This is a genomic window from bacterium Scap17 (genome assembly GCA_013376735.1).
In the GTDB taxonomy this organism is placed as follows: Bacteria; Pseudomonadota; Gammaproteobacteria; order Pseudomonadales; family Halomonadaceae; genus Cobetia.
This window is the reverse complement of sequence record VINJ01000001.1, coordinates 2,803,261-2,818,025: the sequence shown is the minus strand read 5'-3', so window position 1 is coordinate 2,818,025 and position 14,765 is coordinate 2,803,261. Positions and strand designations below refer to the sequence as shown.

Here is a 14,765-nt window from a genome sequence, read left to right as displayed (position 1 = left end):
CGGGAATGCTCGATTCGCTGCAGACCTTTGGGTACCATGTTGCGCCTTTCGATGCCCTGCCGCCGGCGGGGCATCGTGGTTCAGGCAGGCTGAACAGGGGAAAAGCGTCATCCAACGCCCTGTGCGGCATACCTGTCCGAGCGAGTTCGTCTTGATCTGCTGATTCTGACAATCATCGACCACTGCGCCTTGCCGGATAGGCACTGCTCTAGGATAGGGGCTACCTCAATGCTGGAACGTCTTTTCAAGCTCTCCGAGCACGGTACCAATGTGCGTACCGAAGTCATCGCAGGATTTACCTCCTTCCTCGCGATGGCCTATATCATCTTCGTGGCCCCCTCGATGCTGGCCTCCACCGGCATGGATCACGGCGCCGTGTTCGTCGCGACCTGTCTGGCGGCAGCCATCGGCTGTCTGGTCATGGGGCTCTACGCCAACTACCCGATCGCGCTGGCGCCGGGCATGGGGCTGACGGCCTTCTTCACCTATACGGTCGCCGGTCAGATGGGCGTGCCCTGGCAGGTCGCGCTGGGCGCGGTATTCCTGTCCGGGGTGAGCTTTTTCCTGCTGTCCGCCTTCAAGATTCGCGAGTGGATCATCAATGCCATTCCCGCCTCGCTGAAGACCGGCATCGCCGCAGGCATCGGCCTGTTCATGGCGATCATCGCCCTGCAGGGCAGCGGCATCGTCGTCGACGCCCCGGGCACGCTGGTCACGCTGGGCGATCTGTCTTCGCCGGCGGCCATGTATGCATTGCTCTCGTTCTTTTTGATCGTCGCGCTGTCCTACCGCAAGGTGATCGGTGCGGTGATGATCGGCATTCTTGTCGTGACTCTGCTGGCGACCCTGACCGGCAACAATGACTTCCACGGCTTTGCCTCGATGCCGCCGAGCATGCTGCCGACATTGGCGGAGCTCGATATCGCCGGCGCCTTCAATCTGGGCATGGTGTCGATCATCTTCGCCTTCCTGTTCGTCGATCTGTTCGACACCTCGGGCACGCTGATCGCTGTCTCCCAGCAGGCTGGCCTGACCAATGAGCGTGGCCACCTGCCACGCCTGGGACGGGCCTTGATGGCCGACTCCAGTGCCACCATGGTCGGCTCTGTCATGGGCACCTCGAACGTGACCAGCTACATCGAATCTGCCACCGGCGTGGCCGCCGGCGGACGTACCGGCCTGACGGCCGTGGTCGTTGCCGGCCTGTTTCTCGTCAGTCTGTTCCTGTCGCCGCTGGCGACCTCGATTCCGGCCTTCGCCACTGCCGGTGCGCTGCTGTATGTCGCCTGCTTGATGACGGGTGGCCTGGCACGCATCGACTGGAACGACATTACTGAAGCGGCACCGGTGGTGATCGCCACCCTGGTGATGCCGCTGACCTACTCGATTGCCAACGGGATCGCGCTGGGCTTCATCAGCTACGCCGTGATCAAGCTGTTCTCCGGCCGTTATCGTGATCTGAGCCCGGGGCTGGTGATTCTCGCCATCCTGTTCGCCTGCAAATACCTGTTCCTCGACGGAGCCCTCTAATGAGCATCTACAGTGACTACATCAAGTCTGTCATCCGCACCGTGCCGGACTGGCCCCAGGAAGGCGTCAACTTCCGTGACATCACGCCGGTACTGCAGAATTCCGCCGCATTCCGCAAGCTGATCGACTCCTTCGTGCACCGCTATCAGGAGATGGAAATCGACGCCATCGCCGCCATCGATGCACGTGGCTTCATCATCGGCGCACCGTTGGCCTACGAGCTGGGCTGCAGCTTCGTGCCGGTGCGCAAGAAGGGCAAGCTGCCGTTCAAGACCATCAGCGAGACCTACACGCTGGAATACGGTGAGTCCACCGTCGAGCTGCACTCCGATGCCTTCCGTGAAGGCGATCGCATCCTGGTGATGGATGACCTGATCGCCACCGGCGGCACCATGCTGGCGGCCTGCAAGCTGATCGAGCGCACCGGTGGTGTGGTCGTCGAGACGGCAGCCATCATCGATCTGCCGGAAATCGGCGGCTCCGCGCGCATTCGTGAAGAAGGCCACAGCGTCTTCGCGGCGTGCAGCTTCACCGAATCCGAGTAATGCCGGCTTGACGCGATGGCCCTGTCTTTCGGCAGGGCCATCGTCGTTGCTGCGGGCAGCGAATCCGAGGCCCTTGTCCGCGCTCCAGCGTGGCTGGGTGGATCTTCCCCTTGTGCGGTGGCGCGCCAGCCACCATGCTTTCTTTCTGTTTCGTCATTGCGAGTGACCCACATGTCTTCCGAACGCTACCACGACCACTTCATCGTCTCCTGGGATCTGCTGCACCGTGATGTGCGCGCGCTATGTCACGACCTCAGCGGTCGCGATTACAAGGGCATCATCGCCATCACCCGCGGTGGCCTGATTCCGGCCGGCCTGATCGCCCGCGAGCTGGGTATCCGCCACATCGATACCGTGTGCATCAAGAGCTATCACGACCACATGGAGCAGGGTGGTCTGGAAGTGGTCAAGGGCGTCAATCACGATGGTGACGGCTGGCTGCTGGTCGATGACCTGGTCGACACCGGCAATACCGCACGCGCGGTCCGTGACATGCTGCCCAAGGCGCACTTCGTGACCGTCTATGCCAAGCCGGAAGGGCGTCCGCTGGTCGATGGCTTCATCACCGAAGTGCCGCAGAACTGCTGGATCCAGTTCCCGTGGGACATGGGTATCGCCTACGTCGAGCCGATCGCCGAGCAGCTCAAGAAGCAAGAGAGCGATAGCTGACATGCCGTTGGAGACTGCCGCGAGTGGCCGCTCCGAGGTGCTGCCTGCCGATTGGCAGGCGCATCTTGGCCCTGAGTTTCAGGCTGACTACATGCAGCGTCTGCGCAACTTTCTGCGCGCCGAGAAAGATGCCGGCAAGGTCATCTATCCGCATTCCGATGACTGGTTCCGTGCCTTCTGGCTGACGCCGCTCTCCAACGTCAAGGTCGTGATTCTCGGGCAGGACCCGTATCACGGCCCGGGCCAGGCGCACGGACTGTGCTTCTCGGTACGACCCGGGGTGCGCCCGCCGCCTTCGCTGAAGAACATCTACAAGGAACTGGCCACCGATGTCGGCGTCGAACCCGTCGATCACGGTTTCCTCGAGAGTTGGGCGAAGCAGGGCGTCTTGCTCCTCAACAGCGTGCTGACCGTCGAGCAGGGCAAGGCCGCCTCGCATCAGAAGCAGGGATGGGAGCAATTCACCGACCGCGCCATCGACGTGATCAACCAGCACTGCCAGGGTGTCGTCTTCCTGCTCTGGGGCAGTCATGCCCAGAAGAAGGCCCGCGCTGTGGACACCCAGAAGCACCTGGTGCTCCACGCGCCACACCCATCCCCCCTCGCAGCGCACCGCGGTTTCTTCGGCTCTCGCCACTTCTCGCAAGCCAACGCCTGGCTGGAAGCGCGTGGGGAAAAGCCGATCGACTGGCAGTTGCCTTCCAGTGAGTAAGTATCATTCCTAGAACGTCATCATGGACGGAGCAGGCCATGTCTACATTGGATGTCGATGGAGTTTTCTGTATCAGTCTTGTCGAGCGAAAAGATCGACGCCAAATGCTGCTTGAAGAGTTTGCGCCATTAGGCCTTGATATAGAGTTCTACCTTGCTGAACGCGACTCTGAAGATCCTGAGCGAGGTTGCTATGAGTCACACCAGGCCTGTGCGGCCATGGCTATTGAGCGAGGTTATGAAAGAGTTTTAATCTTGGAAGATGATGCGACGTTACTAAGCTTTAAACATGAAGTGATACAACGGGCTAATGCTTTTTTAAAACTCAAGCAGCCTGAGATTTTATATCTCGGAGGCATGTTGGGGCGTATGTGGTTGATTCCCTTTCCTAATGTTGTACGTGCGCGACTAACAGGAACACATGCATATGTACTTTCACGACTAGGGTGCAAGAATCTGGTAAGGCAGCAGTTTGATGGCACTCCGATCGATACGCATTATTGTAATGCAGTGAAGTCTTATTCAGTTTATCCGATGATTTCGGCTCAACAACCAGAAGAGGAGATGAAAAGCGATATCTTTGAGAATCGCGTCAAAAGGAAAGGAGGGGCTAGTGTTAAAGATAGGCGTTATTGGGATAATAACTTCTCGAAACAGTCTGGCGCACTAAAAAGAGATATCTGGCGTACTCTGTGTATGCGTTGGCTGTAAATGTGCAGTAAACTTTCCTGTCTTTTATTATCCCGGATGTGGACTTGTGGTTTCTCTAATCCGGGATAAGTATAACGGTTGATTGAGGCTATACTGAGTATCCTAGTGTGCTTGAAACTTCTCTCACTCTTGACATGATGTAGGCAGATTGTTCTTTGTTGAGTATTTTTTTCCATCCATCCCTGTTTGGTTTGATCGCTTGGCTTACTTGTTCTTCACGCACTTTCATGTTTCTTTTTTGAGAGGTTTTATTGTATATTGTATCTTCTGTTTCCAGTATGCTGCTTTCATAGTCATAGCCTAGAAAATGAAGCGTAGTGTTGAGTGTCTTTTCTGGGTCTTCTGTAAGTTCTTCGTATTTTACAAATAAAACATTGTTTTTGTTTCGTAATTCAAGCGCTTTACTATTGTCGTAGTTCCATCTTTCAATACAGTATTCTATATCTCCAAAGCGCTTGTAAAGTGAGGCTATTGTGTCCAGAGGGTTTCGAGTCATGACGATGAACTTATTTTTTGTTAATACTTTTTGCACGCGTTCATAGGAATAAATATGTTTTGGTGTTTTTTCCAGAATACAACTGTGACCATAAAACTCGGCAAAATAATCCCACTCACGTAGTATGGCTTTGATGGATGAAAGGGAGTGACGTCCCTGTGATAATACACCAGTCTCTCTACCAATACCGAGTATAGCTGTATGGTTGCTCAGCTTGGCGGCCATTAGCGTTGTTCCACTATGGCCGCACCCGACAATGAATGTGAATGATGTATCGGTTTTTAGGGGTTTCGAGAAATATGATGGCAATGCATTGTAGCCTTTCTTTATATAATGCTCTGCGTACTTGCCTAGTGTGACTTTATGTTTTACCAAGCTTTTTATGATCATCTTTTTCGGCCCTGCATTCATGTTAAGTGTTTGGTGCTATGATTTAGTCACCGGTATTTTAGTTGAGAATATACGACTATGCCTACAGGATGATGGAATTACAATGCTCTATGTATAGTTCCATGGTTTTTGCATAGAGTGGTTTTTAGTCGATAGGATAGTGAGGAAAGGGGCTAAAGTATGAGATATGAGCAACATCCTAATGTGTGTGTTGAGTATATTGTTGTGATTATGCATTGGTATATTTGATAGGCTCTAGCTATTATGGTTGGCGCTTTAGTTTCGCGCCAACCATGGTTAAGCTTTTTTATGTGCATCAATCAAGTTTTTGCTCATTTTTTTTCTTTTTTTGTAGATAAATAGTTTCTGTAGTGATGTATAAAACTTTAATTTCTTGTGTAGTGCCGTTTTCTGGATTTTAACCGGCCATGGAGTTTTGTGGCGATAAATAGTATATAATACCTTCAATGGATGCAAGCTGTGCGTATTCCAAGGTTTACTGTTTTTCCCCATATAGTGAACCATGATCGGTTCCTGAATTGATTTCAAAAATTCATTTTTATCTCTATGCTGCTCGGTCATACGCTTTTCTAAAATTTTATAGGCAGGTCGTTGAGCATTCCAAGTCAACGGAAGACGATACCATTCCCCTTGGGCGACTTTGTTGATTGCGCATTGTTCATTGTGTGCACACAATTCAGGGTGAGCTAATAAAAACTCCAGCCCTCTCTTTCCTATTTTTTCTTCTTTCCACTGCTTCATATTGATAAGCATTAATCCACAGTTGAAGTAATCACCTTTTTTCAAACCAAGGCGACTATATGGAGATCTACCGATATTTTCCACGGCAGCAATTGTGAAGCTTTTCCCACTGGTTTCCCTGTATATGTCCAATAAATCGCCGACGACAACAGTGTCACAATCCAAGCATAGAACTAGTTCTTCATTATCAAGCAATTCATCAAGATAGAATCTGAAGTAAATTGACTTGCCGTAGCGCTTTATTTTCAGGCCACTAAATTTACTATCGTCTAGATAAACAAATGCCACATGAGATCCATGTTTTTCTATCATGGATGTCAATGTTGATCTTGTTTCTGCTTTAAGCCCAGCGTCGCCAATGATAAATTTGAGCTTTTCAGGCTCTTTACAATTGATGATTGCCGATATAATAGTAGTGGCTAGATGTGCGGCATAATTTTCATCGCATGATATAAATATAGGTAGCATCAATTTCTCTCGTGTAAATTACTTTTGATAATTATATATGATAATGTTTGTGTGCTTTCTAATCAATGCTGTAAGGTTTTCTCTTAGAGCATTTACTGTTCGGTTACAAAAAACAACTCTGGAAATCTGCTCAGCGCGAGGATTGTGCTACTGACGTAGGCTTGGCCCTTCCGGCTAAAGGTAAGGAGGGCAGGGTGGTGGTACTTAACTTGTAAGCCTGCTTCCGCTAGAATGCGCTCAATTTACCAGCCTCCCGCTGCTATCGTCCGAGCCGGCGGGGGTAGTGCTGCGTATCGTTTGCACCATCTTATGTCCCAAGAGGTATTTCCATGAGCGTCCATGCCATCAATCATCCACTGGTCCAGCACAAGCTTGGCCTGATGCGTGCAGCAGGCATCAGCACCAAGAGCTTCCGTGAGCTGGCCAGTGAGGTCGCCAAGCTGTTGACCTATGAGGCAACCCAGGACCTGGAGCTGGAAACTACCACCATTGATGCCTGGAGCGGCAACGAGCTGGATGTCCAGACCATCAAGGGCAAGAAAGTGACCATCGTCCCGATCCTGCGCGCCGGCCTGGGCATGCTGGATGGCGTGACGGACCTGATTCCCCCGGCACGCATCAGCGTCGTGGGTCTGTACCGTGATGAGGAGACGCTGGAGCCGGTGCCGTATTTCGAGAAGTTCGTGTCAGATCTCGACGAGCGTCTGGCCATCGTGATCGACCCGATGCTGGCGACCGGCGGCTCCATGATCGCCACGCTGGACATGCTCAAGGCCAAGGGCTGCCAGCAGATCAAGGTCATCGTGCTGGTCGCGGCGCCTGAGGGGATCGCCAAGGTGCAGGAATCCTACCCGGACATCGAGATCTACACCGCCTCCGTCGATGACCGTCTCGACGAGAACGGTTACATCGTGCCGGGTCTCGGCGATGCCGGTGACAAGATCTTCGGCACGCGCTGAGCGCCCGCCAGAGATGACAACGCCCTGCGCATCTGCGCGGGGCGTTTTTGTATCTGTCTGACCTGTCTGAGCAGTCAGGATCAGGCGGTTGACTCCTCCGCCCGTGAAAAGAAGTGCTGCCATGTCGTCTTCATCACCGTCCTCTGATACCTCCTCTCCCCATGCGTCGTCTGCCCATGTGCCCTTGCCGGAACAGGAAGGGTTCTCGCTGACGACCCTCGTCACCGGCGCGCAGATGCTGTTCGTCGCCTTTGGTGCACTGGTACTGGTCCCGCTGCTGACCGGGCTTGATCCCAACGTCGCCCTGTTCACGGCCGGTGTCGGCACCCTGGTCTTCCAGTGCGTGACCAAGGCCAGCGTGCCGGTCTTCCTCGCCTCATCGTTTGCCTTCATTGCACCCATCCAGAGCTCGGTCGCCAACTTCGGCATCCCTGCCACCATGGGCGGTTTGTTCGTCGCGGGGCTGGTCTATGTGCTGCTGGCACAATGCATTCGTCTCAAGGGTGTCGGCATCGTGCACCGCCTGCTGCCGGCTGTCGTGGTCGGGCCGGTGATCATGGTCATCGGGCTGGCGCTGGCACCGACGGCGGTGCAGATGGCCACCGGCGAGTTCAGCGACAACATCTCGCATGCCCTGGCGCTGACATTGTCATTGGCCAGTCTTGGCGTAACGCTGGTGCTGTCGATCTTCGGACGTGGCATGTTACGTCTGGTGCCGATCCTCGGCGGTATCCTGACGGGATATGTGCTGGGGCTGCTGGTGGGAGTGATCGATCTCTCGCCGGTGCATGCGGCTGCGTGGCTGGCACTGCCAAGCTTCACTGCGCCGACCTTCGAGTTTTCCGCCATCCTGTTCATGATTCCCGTCGCCATCGCGCCTGCCGTCGAGCACATCGGCGATATGGTGGCGATCGGCTCGGTGACACGCCGCGATTACCTCAAGAAGCCGGGGCTGCATCGCACGCTGCTCGGTGACGGCCTGGCGACCTCGGCGGCGTCACTGTTCGGGGGGCCGCCCAATACCACCTATTCCGAAGTGACCGGCGCGGTGATGCTGACGCGTAACTTCAATCCGCGGGTGATGACGGTCGCAGCCTGTGTCGCGATCTCGCTGGCCTTCGTCGGCAAGGTCGGCGCCGTGCTGCAGACGATTCCCACGCCGGTGATGGGCGGCATCATGTGCCTGCTGTTCGGGTCGATCGCGGTGGTCGGCATGAATACCCTGGTACGTGCGGGGGCGTCACTGACCGCGCCGCGCAATCTGGTGATCGCGTCATTGATTCTGGTATTCGGAATCGGTGGCATGCAGATCGGTGGTGGTCAATTCACGCTGCAGGGCGTGAGTCTGGCCGCCATTCTGGGCATCGTGCTCAATCTGATTCTGCCGCCGGCGAAAGAAGGAGAGTGATTGTCATTGTCATCTGAGAGGTAGGACTCAGGAACATTTCCGCGAATGACGGTTCAGATAAATGCAACCCCCGTGTGCCGAGCGACTGGCACGCGGGGGTTGCATTTTTCGTTTTCCCACCCGACGCCAGCTATCGTTTTCGCATGTCTTGCGCGCGGCATAAAGCGGTACTGGCGGACATTCGAAGGAGTGATGCTTGCGTACCCTGGTCGTAGTGAGAAGCCTGAAAATGGGTGGCATGGAGCGAGTGGCGGTCAATCTTGCCGACAGTCTGGCCGCGAATGATCACGAGACACATATGGTCATCTGGCGCGGTCGTGATCAGGTGCTGGAGCCGCAGGATGCCAGCGTCCAACAGCACATCGTGCCGATTCAGCAGCGCGTCCAGCGTTCCGTCGGCGGCACCCTGACGATACTGGCGTCACGGCTGGTGCTCAATCCCGTCATCCGTCGCTCCAATTTCGTGTGGGTCGGCAAGGCCGGTGGCGAGGAATTTGCCGCTTGGCTAAAGGAATTCGAGCAGGAACACGGCAAGGTTGACCGCATCATCTTCCGTGGCCTGGGAACCTTCGAACAGGTGTGGGGGTTCAAGGACCCTCGTGCACGTTACGTGCTGGAAAATCGCGTCAGCTTCAGCGGCCCGCAGTGGAAGCAGCGCATGTTTGTCCGCTGCCTGCTGGAGGACAAGCATCTGGTGGCGGTATCCGAGGATGTGGCGCAAGGGGCACGAGACATTGCTCGCCAGCATGGGGTGACACCGGCGCATATCGAGACGATCGTCAATGCCTGCCCGATCTCCCGGATTCGCGAGCAGGCCGCCATGGATGAGCCGGATATCCCCGCTGAGCCCTTCATTCTCAATGTGGCGCGTCTGGTGCCGCAGAAAGATCATGCTCTCTTGCTCGAGGCTTATGCCCTGGCCAATCCGAAGGAGCCGCTGGTGATCGTGGGGGCGGGCAATTGCCGTGAAGCCCTGGAAGCCCAGGCTGAAAGGCTTGGCATCGCCGAGCGGGTGATCTTCGCCGGTCAGCGTGACAATCCCTATGCCTGGATGCGGGCCGCCAAGCTGTTCGTGCTCAGCTCGCGTGTCGAGGGCATGGGGATCGTGCTGATGGAGGCGTTGGCCTGCGGCACGCCGGTTGTGTCAGTGGATTGTCGTGGCGGAATACGCGAGATCCTCAAGGGCGAACTCGAACATGCCATCGCGCCGCATTCCGCCGAAGGTCTCGCGCGACGCATGAACGAGGTGCTGGCAGAGGGGGGCTATCCGATTCGCGAGGCATGGCTGGCAGATTTCTGTCCGCACACCATGGTGGAGCGTTTCCTGGCCGAGCCGGCCACCAATGAGCCCTGGGATGAGGCGCGCGAGCAGTCGCCTGATGCTGCGGGCCGCTCTCACTCCCGCGCCGCGAAAGGCTAGCGATCCTGAACGAGGCTAGCGGCCCTGTGCGATGCATAGCCACAGGCAGTCTTGGGCCTCGGTAACATCGGAGGTTCCATGGTGGGTGACTTCACCGCTGGCGGCTTTTGACGCCTCAGGCTTGCGCCAGTGCAGTTGATAGCGCTCCCCGGCCTGCAGGCGTGCCGCATCACCGCATTCAAGTTCTGCCTCCCGGCAGGCCGCCGTGGCGGGCAACGCGATATGCAGCGCCCCGTGGGTAACCAGCACCAGGCTGTCATGCGCGGCCTGCAGATAGGCGCTGCACTCCGGAGCCAGGCGGCCCAGCTCGACCAGAGGCTGTGGCGCTGACTGCAGCGGCTGCGCAATGCGTCTCAGCTCGAGGCCCGGCCCACAGCCTGCAATCGGCTCATGCTCGCTGGCGCGCAGGATGCGTGGTGGTTCGACGGGCACCTCATCGCTGAAGAAGTCGCTCAGCGAGATCGGAAATACCTCGAGAATCTTGTTCAGTGAGCTGACGGAAGGGCTGACCGCGTCCTGCTCGACCTGCGAGATGGTCGAATTGGTCACCTGAGCGCGCTTGGCCAGTTCGCGCTGAGAGAGACCATGACGCATGCGCAGTTCACGCAGCCGCTTGCCCAGTGTGCGAGGGGGGGTCTTCTGCTCATCCTCAGAGGACGGTGCCGTCTGGTCGGCAGGGTGGGGAGCAGGGACATAGCGGGAAGTATCGTGCGACATCAGCGGTGCCTGATTGAGTGAGTCTTCGCGCAGGCTAGCATGCATGAGCAGGTCGTTGGCAGATGTGAACCTCGGTCATCTGTGGCTCAAGGCGAGCGACTGCTGCCCCCGGCGCTGAGCGTCTCGAGCAGATGGCGCCCTTGGTCATCCTCGTGATGCCGGCGTGCGATGCACGGCAGCCACAGGCAGAAGGTGGCGCCGCCACCTGGCGTATCTTCCAGCCATAGCCTGCCTCCCAGCTGGGTGATCAAGCCCGATGAGACCGACAGGCCGATGCCCGAGCCATTGGCGCGTGTGGTGAAGAACGGCGTGAAGATGCGTGATTTCAGATGCTCGGGCACGCCAGCGCCGTGATCGATGACGCGGATCTCGACACCAGCCACCGTGGTGTCGGCCGATATCGGGCATGGCGCCGCGGAAGCCGCAGCCGGGCGCTCTTGCGCATCCGCGTCAGCTGCCATTCCGGTCAGCGTCGCATCATGATCACGGCTGGTGATGCACAGCGTATCCGGCGCAGGCGCCATCTCGATGGCGTTGATCAGCAGGTTGACCAGCACCTGGGTCAGTTGCGCGCGATCAGCCTCGATCAAACGGGTGGCCGCCAGCTCATGCTGCAATTGATGGCCATGATGATCCAGCGCATGCCTGACCAGTACCTCGACACTGTGGATGGCCTCGTCGGGATGAATCTGGCTGAGGTGAGGCGCACCGAGCGACGGTGTCAGTGAGTTGTCGTCGCCAATGTCGTTGGAGGCGAGCGGATCGCGCGCGTACTGACGCAGGTTGTCGACCAGCGCGCGAATGCGTTCGACCTGATGGATGATGGTGGCGATTTCCTCGCGTACCGGCTCGGCCTGTTCGCCGAGAATCACCTCGATCAACTCGACATGACCCAGAATCACCGCGGCGGGGTTGTTGATCTCGTGGCCGATACCCGCCGTCAGTTCGCCCAGTGCCGCCAGTTTCTCGCGGGTCAGCAGGCGTGCGCGCGCTTCACGCAGCAGACGCACGTGCTCCTCCAGTGCCTGACTGCGTTCGCGCAGCGTGGCGGTCTGGGCGCTCAGATCGCGGGTGCGATCCTCTACCTGGGCTTCCAGCGTCTGGGCCGCGAGCTGTATCTCATGGCGGTGCGCTTCCAGTCGCGCCAGCATGGCGTCGAATTCCTCGGCCAGTTCATCCAGCTCATCACCGTGTCGCTGCGCCGGCCCCAGAGAGGACAGTGGGCCTATGCGCAGGCCTTCCTGCGCCGGTGCGTCCCGCACCGCATGCACCACACGGCGGATCTGTCGGATCGGCTGCATCAGACGCTCGATGCTGCTCCACACCAGCAGCACGCCCAACAGGCTGACCGCGATCAGCACCAGGCTGATATGCGTCAGCGTCTCGCGATAGAGACGCGCGTAGGGCGCCTGTGGGTAGCCTGCGTAGATCATGCCGATCCGCTGGCCATCCAGAGAATCCAGCGGGGCATAAGCGGCCACAAACCAGTCACGAACCACGAAGGCACGATTGATATAGCGCTCGCCATTGCCGATCACCTGACGCTTCACCTCCAGCGAGGCGCGCGTGCCCAGCGCACGCTCGCCGCTGGCGTCGGTGACATTGGTGGCAATACGGACATCATCGAGAAACAGGGTGATGGTGCCGGTGCCATCTTCCGGCAGGGTACCGGGGCCATAGAGCAGATCGCGGATTTCATCGACCAGACGCGAATCGCGATTGAGCAGGCGGCCCGCATCCAGCACGCCCAGCAGCTTGCTCTCGCCATCGAGGATGGGCACCAGCGCCCGCAACAGCATGCCGCGGCTTTCCTCGCGGCGGGCACTGGGTTGTGCGTAGGGCGTCTGGCGCAGCGCAAGACGCGCGCGTTCGGCAAGCGCTGGATCCAGTGTCGCCAGCGAGTCGCTGGACAGCATGTCGAGGCCATCCAGACTTTCGCCGCGCGTCAGTTGCGGAATCAGCGCGGCGACGCCGGGCGTCTGGCGCAACTGCTCGGTGGGCAGCCAGCGCAGCCAGTCGGCATTGAGAGTGTCGCGCATGGTATTTAGGCGCGGCACCAGGCGTGGCAACAGCTGCGCGGTCTGCTCATCGGGTGCCACCAGCTGGCGCAGGTTACGACGCATCGCCTCCAGGCCATCACGCAGGCGCTGATGCTGGCTCTGCAGCGTGCGGCTGGCGACATCGAGATCGCTGCGCACGTTCATGTACAGCTGGCGGTCGGTATAGGCCGTGGTCCAGTAGGCGGTCAGGCCGACCAACGCCAGCATCAGCGCCAGCAGCGGCGCCAGTGTCAGCAGTAGCAGCCTGCGCCGCAGCGAACCGGCGAAGTAATGGCGCAGGCGCTTGATCATGCGCTGCCGTCGGCTCCGTAGGGAGTGGTAGATGCAGTGGCGGGGGCTGGTTGATCGCTCTCGATGCTGCTCTCAGCGCCGCTGTCCCCGCCGCTTTGCTGCTCGGCGCGCCAGGTGGACAGTTTGCGATCCAGCGTCTTGCGCGAGATGCCCAGCTGGCGAGCGGCGGCGGACTTGTTGTTGGCATGTCGCTCCAGTACTGCGCACAGATGGGCCTTTTCCACCGCATCCAATGACCACTCGAGCGGATAGCCGCTGCTGGTGGCCTCTTCCTCGGCGTAGGTGGTCGCGTCTCCGCTGTCGTCCCATGTCGAGTGGCCTGGTGCCTGTTCGGCCTGACTGTCGACCGGCAGGGTATCGCCGGGCAGGCGGCCGAGCAGCAAGGCGCGTTCGATGACGTTCTTGAGTTCCCGCACATTGCCGGGCCAGGAATAGTGGCACAGGCGAGTGAGATCAGAATGCTGCCAGGGCACGGCGGGGAGGTTGAGCTCGCGCGACAGCTGGCGCGAGAAGTGCTGGGCCAACGCCGGGATATCCTCCGGGCGCTCGCGCAGGGCCGGCAGTGTCAGGCTCAGCACGTTGAGGCGATAGTAGAGGTCTTCGCGGAAGCGGCCCGCGGCCACCTCCGTCTCCAGTGTGCGATGGGTGGCGGCCACGATGCGCACGTCCACCGCCTGTTCCTGCTCGCCACCGACGGGGCGCACGCGGCGCGTTTCCAGCACTCGCAACAGCTTGGCCTGCATCGCCAACGGCATCTCGCCGATTTCATCCAGAAACAGCGTGCCGCCATCGGCGAAGCTGAACAGGCCATCACGGCCACGATGGGCGCCGGTGAAGGCCCCCTTGAGGTGGCCGAACAGCTCGCTCTCCAAAAGCTCCGGGCTGATGGCGCCGCAGTTGACCGGCACGAAGGCGCCGCGCCGACCGGACAGGCGATGCAGGTCACGCGCCGCCAGCTCCTTGCCGGTGCCGGACTCTCCCAGAATCAGCACCGGCGAGGGCGCGGGAGCAACGCGCGCGATGATATGCCCTAGTTCCTGCATGGCAGGGCTCTCGCCCTTGAGGCTGGCCTCTTCCTGCTGATGGCGGGCATTGTCGCGACGGAGCAGGAAGTTTTCCCGCGTCAGTTGGCGGCGCTCAAGGCAGCGGTCCAGCGCAGCCTGCAACTGTTCGAGACGAAACGGCTTGATGATGAAATCACAGGCTCCGGCCCGCAGTGCGCGCACAGCGGTCTCGAGATCGGCGTAGGCCGTCATGAAGATGACATCGCTGACCGAAGAGGGCGCAAGGGCTTCATCCCAATCCAGGCCATCACGCCCCGGCAGGCGAATGTCGAGCAGGATGAGGTCGAAGTGCAGACGCGAGCGCAAGGCTTCGGCCTGCTCGACACTCTCGGCGCATTCGATCAGCGCAAAGCGCGAGGACAGTGCCTTCTCCAGATAGCGGCGTATGCCGGGCTCGTCATCGACGATCAGCACCGAGGCGGTGGGGAGGGGGTCGCTGCCGCTACGCCGGGTCTCACGGGGTGTGGAGGGGGCGTGGGCAGTCATGGCGTTCCTCGGGTCAACAGGGCAGTAATGGTCGCAGGGGAGATCATCTCTATCATGCAGGCATTGTGGCGTGCTGCT

The 14,765-nt window shown here is 58.4% G+C and carries 13 protein-coding genes; 8 read left to right on the top strand and 5 right to left on the bottom strand.

From position 1 onward, the window contains the following. The first annotated feature begins 228 nt into the window (after positions 1-228). The 5 genes from FLM52_11915 to FLM52_11895 all read left to right on the top strand — a co-directional run bounded on the left by FLM52_11915 (position 229) and on the right by FLM52_11895 (position 4,166). Positions 229-1,530, top strand: coding sequence for an NCS2 family permease (locus FLM52_11915; GenBank protein NVN56489.1), 1,302 nt, complete (start codon positions 229-231; stop codon positions 1,528-1,530). Beyond that, positions 1,530-2,075, top strand: a complete 546-nt coding sequence (locus FLM52_11910; GenBank protein NVN56488.1) for an adenine phosphoribosyltransferase — start codon at positions 1,530-1,532, stop codon at positions 2,073-2,075. The genes FLM52_11915 and FLM52_11910 overlap by 1 nt, the downstream gene beginning before the upstream one ends. 171 nt (positions 2,076-2,246) lie before the next feature. Further along, on the top strand, positions 2,247-2,744 hold the full coding sequence (locus tag FLM52_11905; GenBank protein NVN56487.1) for a xanthine phosphoribosyltransferase: 498 nt from the start codon (positions 2,247-2,249) through the stop codon (positions 2,742-2,744). 1 nt (position 2,745) lies between these two features. Then, positions 2,746-3,456 carry a uracil-DNA glycosylase gene (locus tag FLM52_11900; GenBank protein ID NVN56486.1) on the top strand — a complete coding sequence of 237 codons (711 nt, stop codon included), beginning with the start codon at positions 2,746-2,748 and terminating at the stop codon, positions 3,454-3,456. Between the two features lie 38 nt (positions 3,457-3,494). Continuing rightward, the gene (locus FLM52_11895; GenBank protein NVN56485.1) at positions 3,495-4,166 is read left to right on the top strand and encodes a hypothetical protein; all 672 of its coding nucleotides are present in this window, start codon (positions 3,495-3,497) and stop codon (positions 4,164-4,166) included. An 88-nt stretch (positions 4,167-4,254) separates the two neighbouring features. Here FLM52_11895 and FLM52_11890 read toward each other — a convergent pair whose 3' ends face one another. Next, a complete protein-coding gene (locus tag FLM52_11890) occupies positions 4,255-5,073 on the bottom strand; it encodes a sulfotransferase (GenBank protein NVN56484.1) in 819 nt (272 codons plus the stop codon). A 276-nt stretch (positions 5,074-5,349) separates the two neighbouring features. Further along, positions 5,350-6,282, bottom strand: coding sequence for a glycosyltransferase family 8 protein (locus FLM52_11885; protein NVN56483.1), 933 nt, complete (start codon positions 6,280-6,282; stop codon positions 5,350-5,352). Between the two features lie 329 nt (positions 6,283-6,611). Between FLM52_11885 and FLM52_11880 the strand changes: the two genes are divergently transcribed. From FLM52_11880 to FLM52_11870, 3 genes are all read left to right on the top strand, one after another. Next, positions 6,612-7,241, top strand: coding sequence for a uracil phosphoribosyltransferase (locus tag FLM52_11880; protein ID NVN56482.1), 630 nt, complete (start codon positions 6,612-6,614; stop codon positions 7,239-7,241). 121 nt (positions 7,242-7,362) lie between these two features. Further along, the gene (locus tag FLM52_11875) at positions 7,363-8,649 is read left to right on the top strand and encodes a uracil-xanthine permease (protein NVN56481.1); all 1,287 of its coding nucleotides are present in this window, start codon (positions 7,363-7,365) and stop codon (positions 8,647-8,649) included. Between the two features lie 229 nt (positions 8,650-8,878). Continuing rightward, positions 8,879-10,069: a glycosyltransferase gene (locus FLM52_11870; GenBank protein NVN56480.1), complete on the top strand. Its 1,191-nt coding sequence runs from the start codon at positions 8,879-8,881 to the stop codon at positions 10,067-10,069. Between the two features lie 15 nt (positions 10,070-10,084). On the opposite strand, the gene FLM52_11865 is transcribed toward FLM52_11870, so the two are convergent. The 3 genes from FLM52_11865 to FLM52_11855 form a co-directional block, all read right to left on the bottom strand. After that, positions 10,085-10,786, bottom strand: a complete 702-nt coding sequence (locus FLM52_11865; GenBank protein NVN56479.1) for a helix-turn-helix domain-containing protein — start codon at positions 10,784-10,786, stop codon at positions 10,085-10,087. 86 nt (positions 10,787-10,872) lie between these two features. Further along, positions 10,873-13,137 (bottom strand): HAMP domain-containing protein, encoded by a 2,265-nt coding sequence (locus tag FLM52_11860; protein NVN56478.1) that lies wholly within the window; start codon positions 13,135-13,137, stop codon positions 10,873-10,875. Then, positions 13,134-14,687, bottom strand: coding sequence for a sigma-54-dependent Fis family transcriptional regulator (locus tag FLM52_11855; protein NVN56477.1), 1,554 nt, complete (start codon positions 14,685-14,687; stop codon positions 13,134-13,136). The genes FLM52_11860 and FLM52_11855 overlap by 4 nt, the downstream gene beginning before the upstream one ends. Positions 14,688-14,765 lie beyond the last annotated feature (78 nt).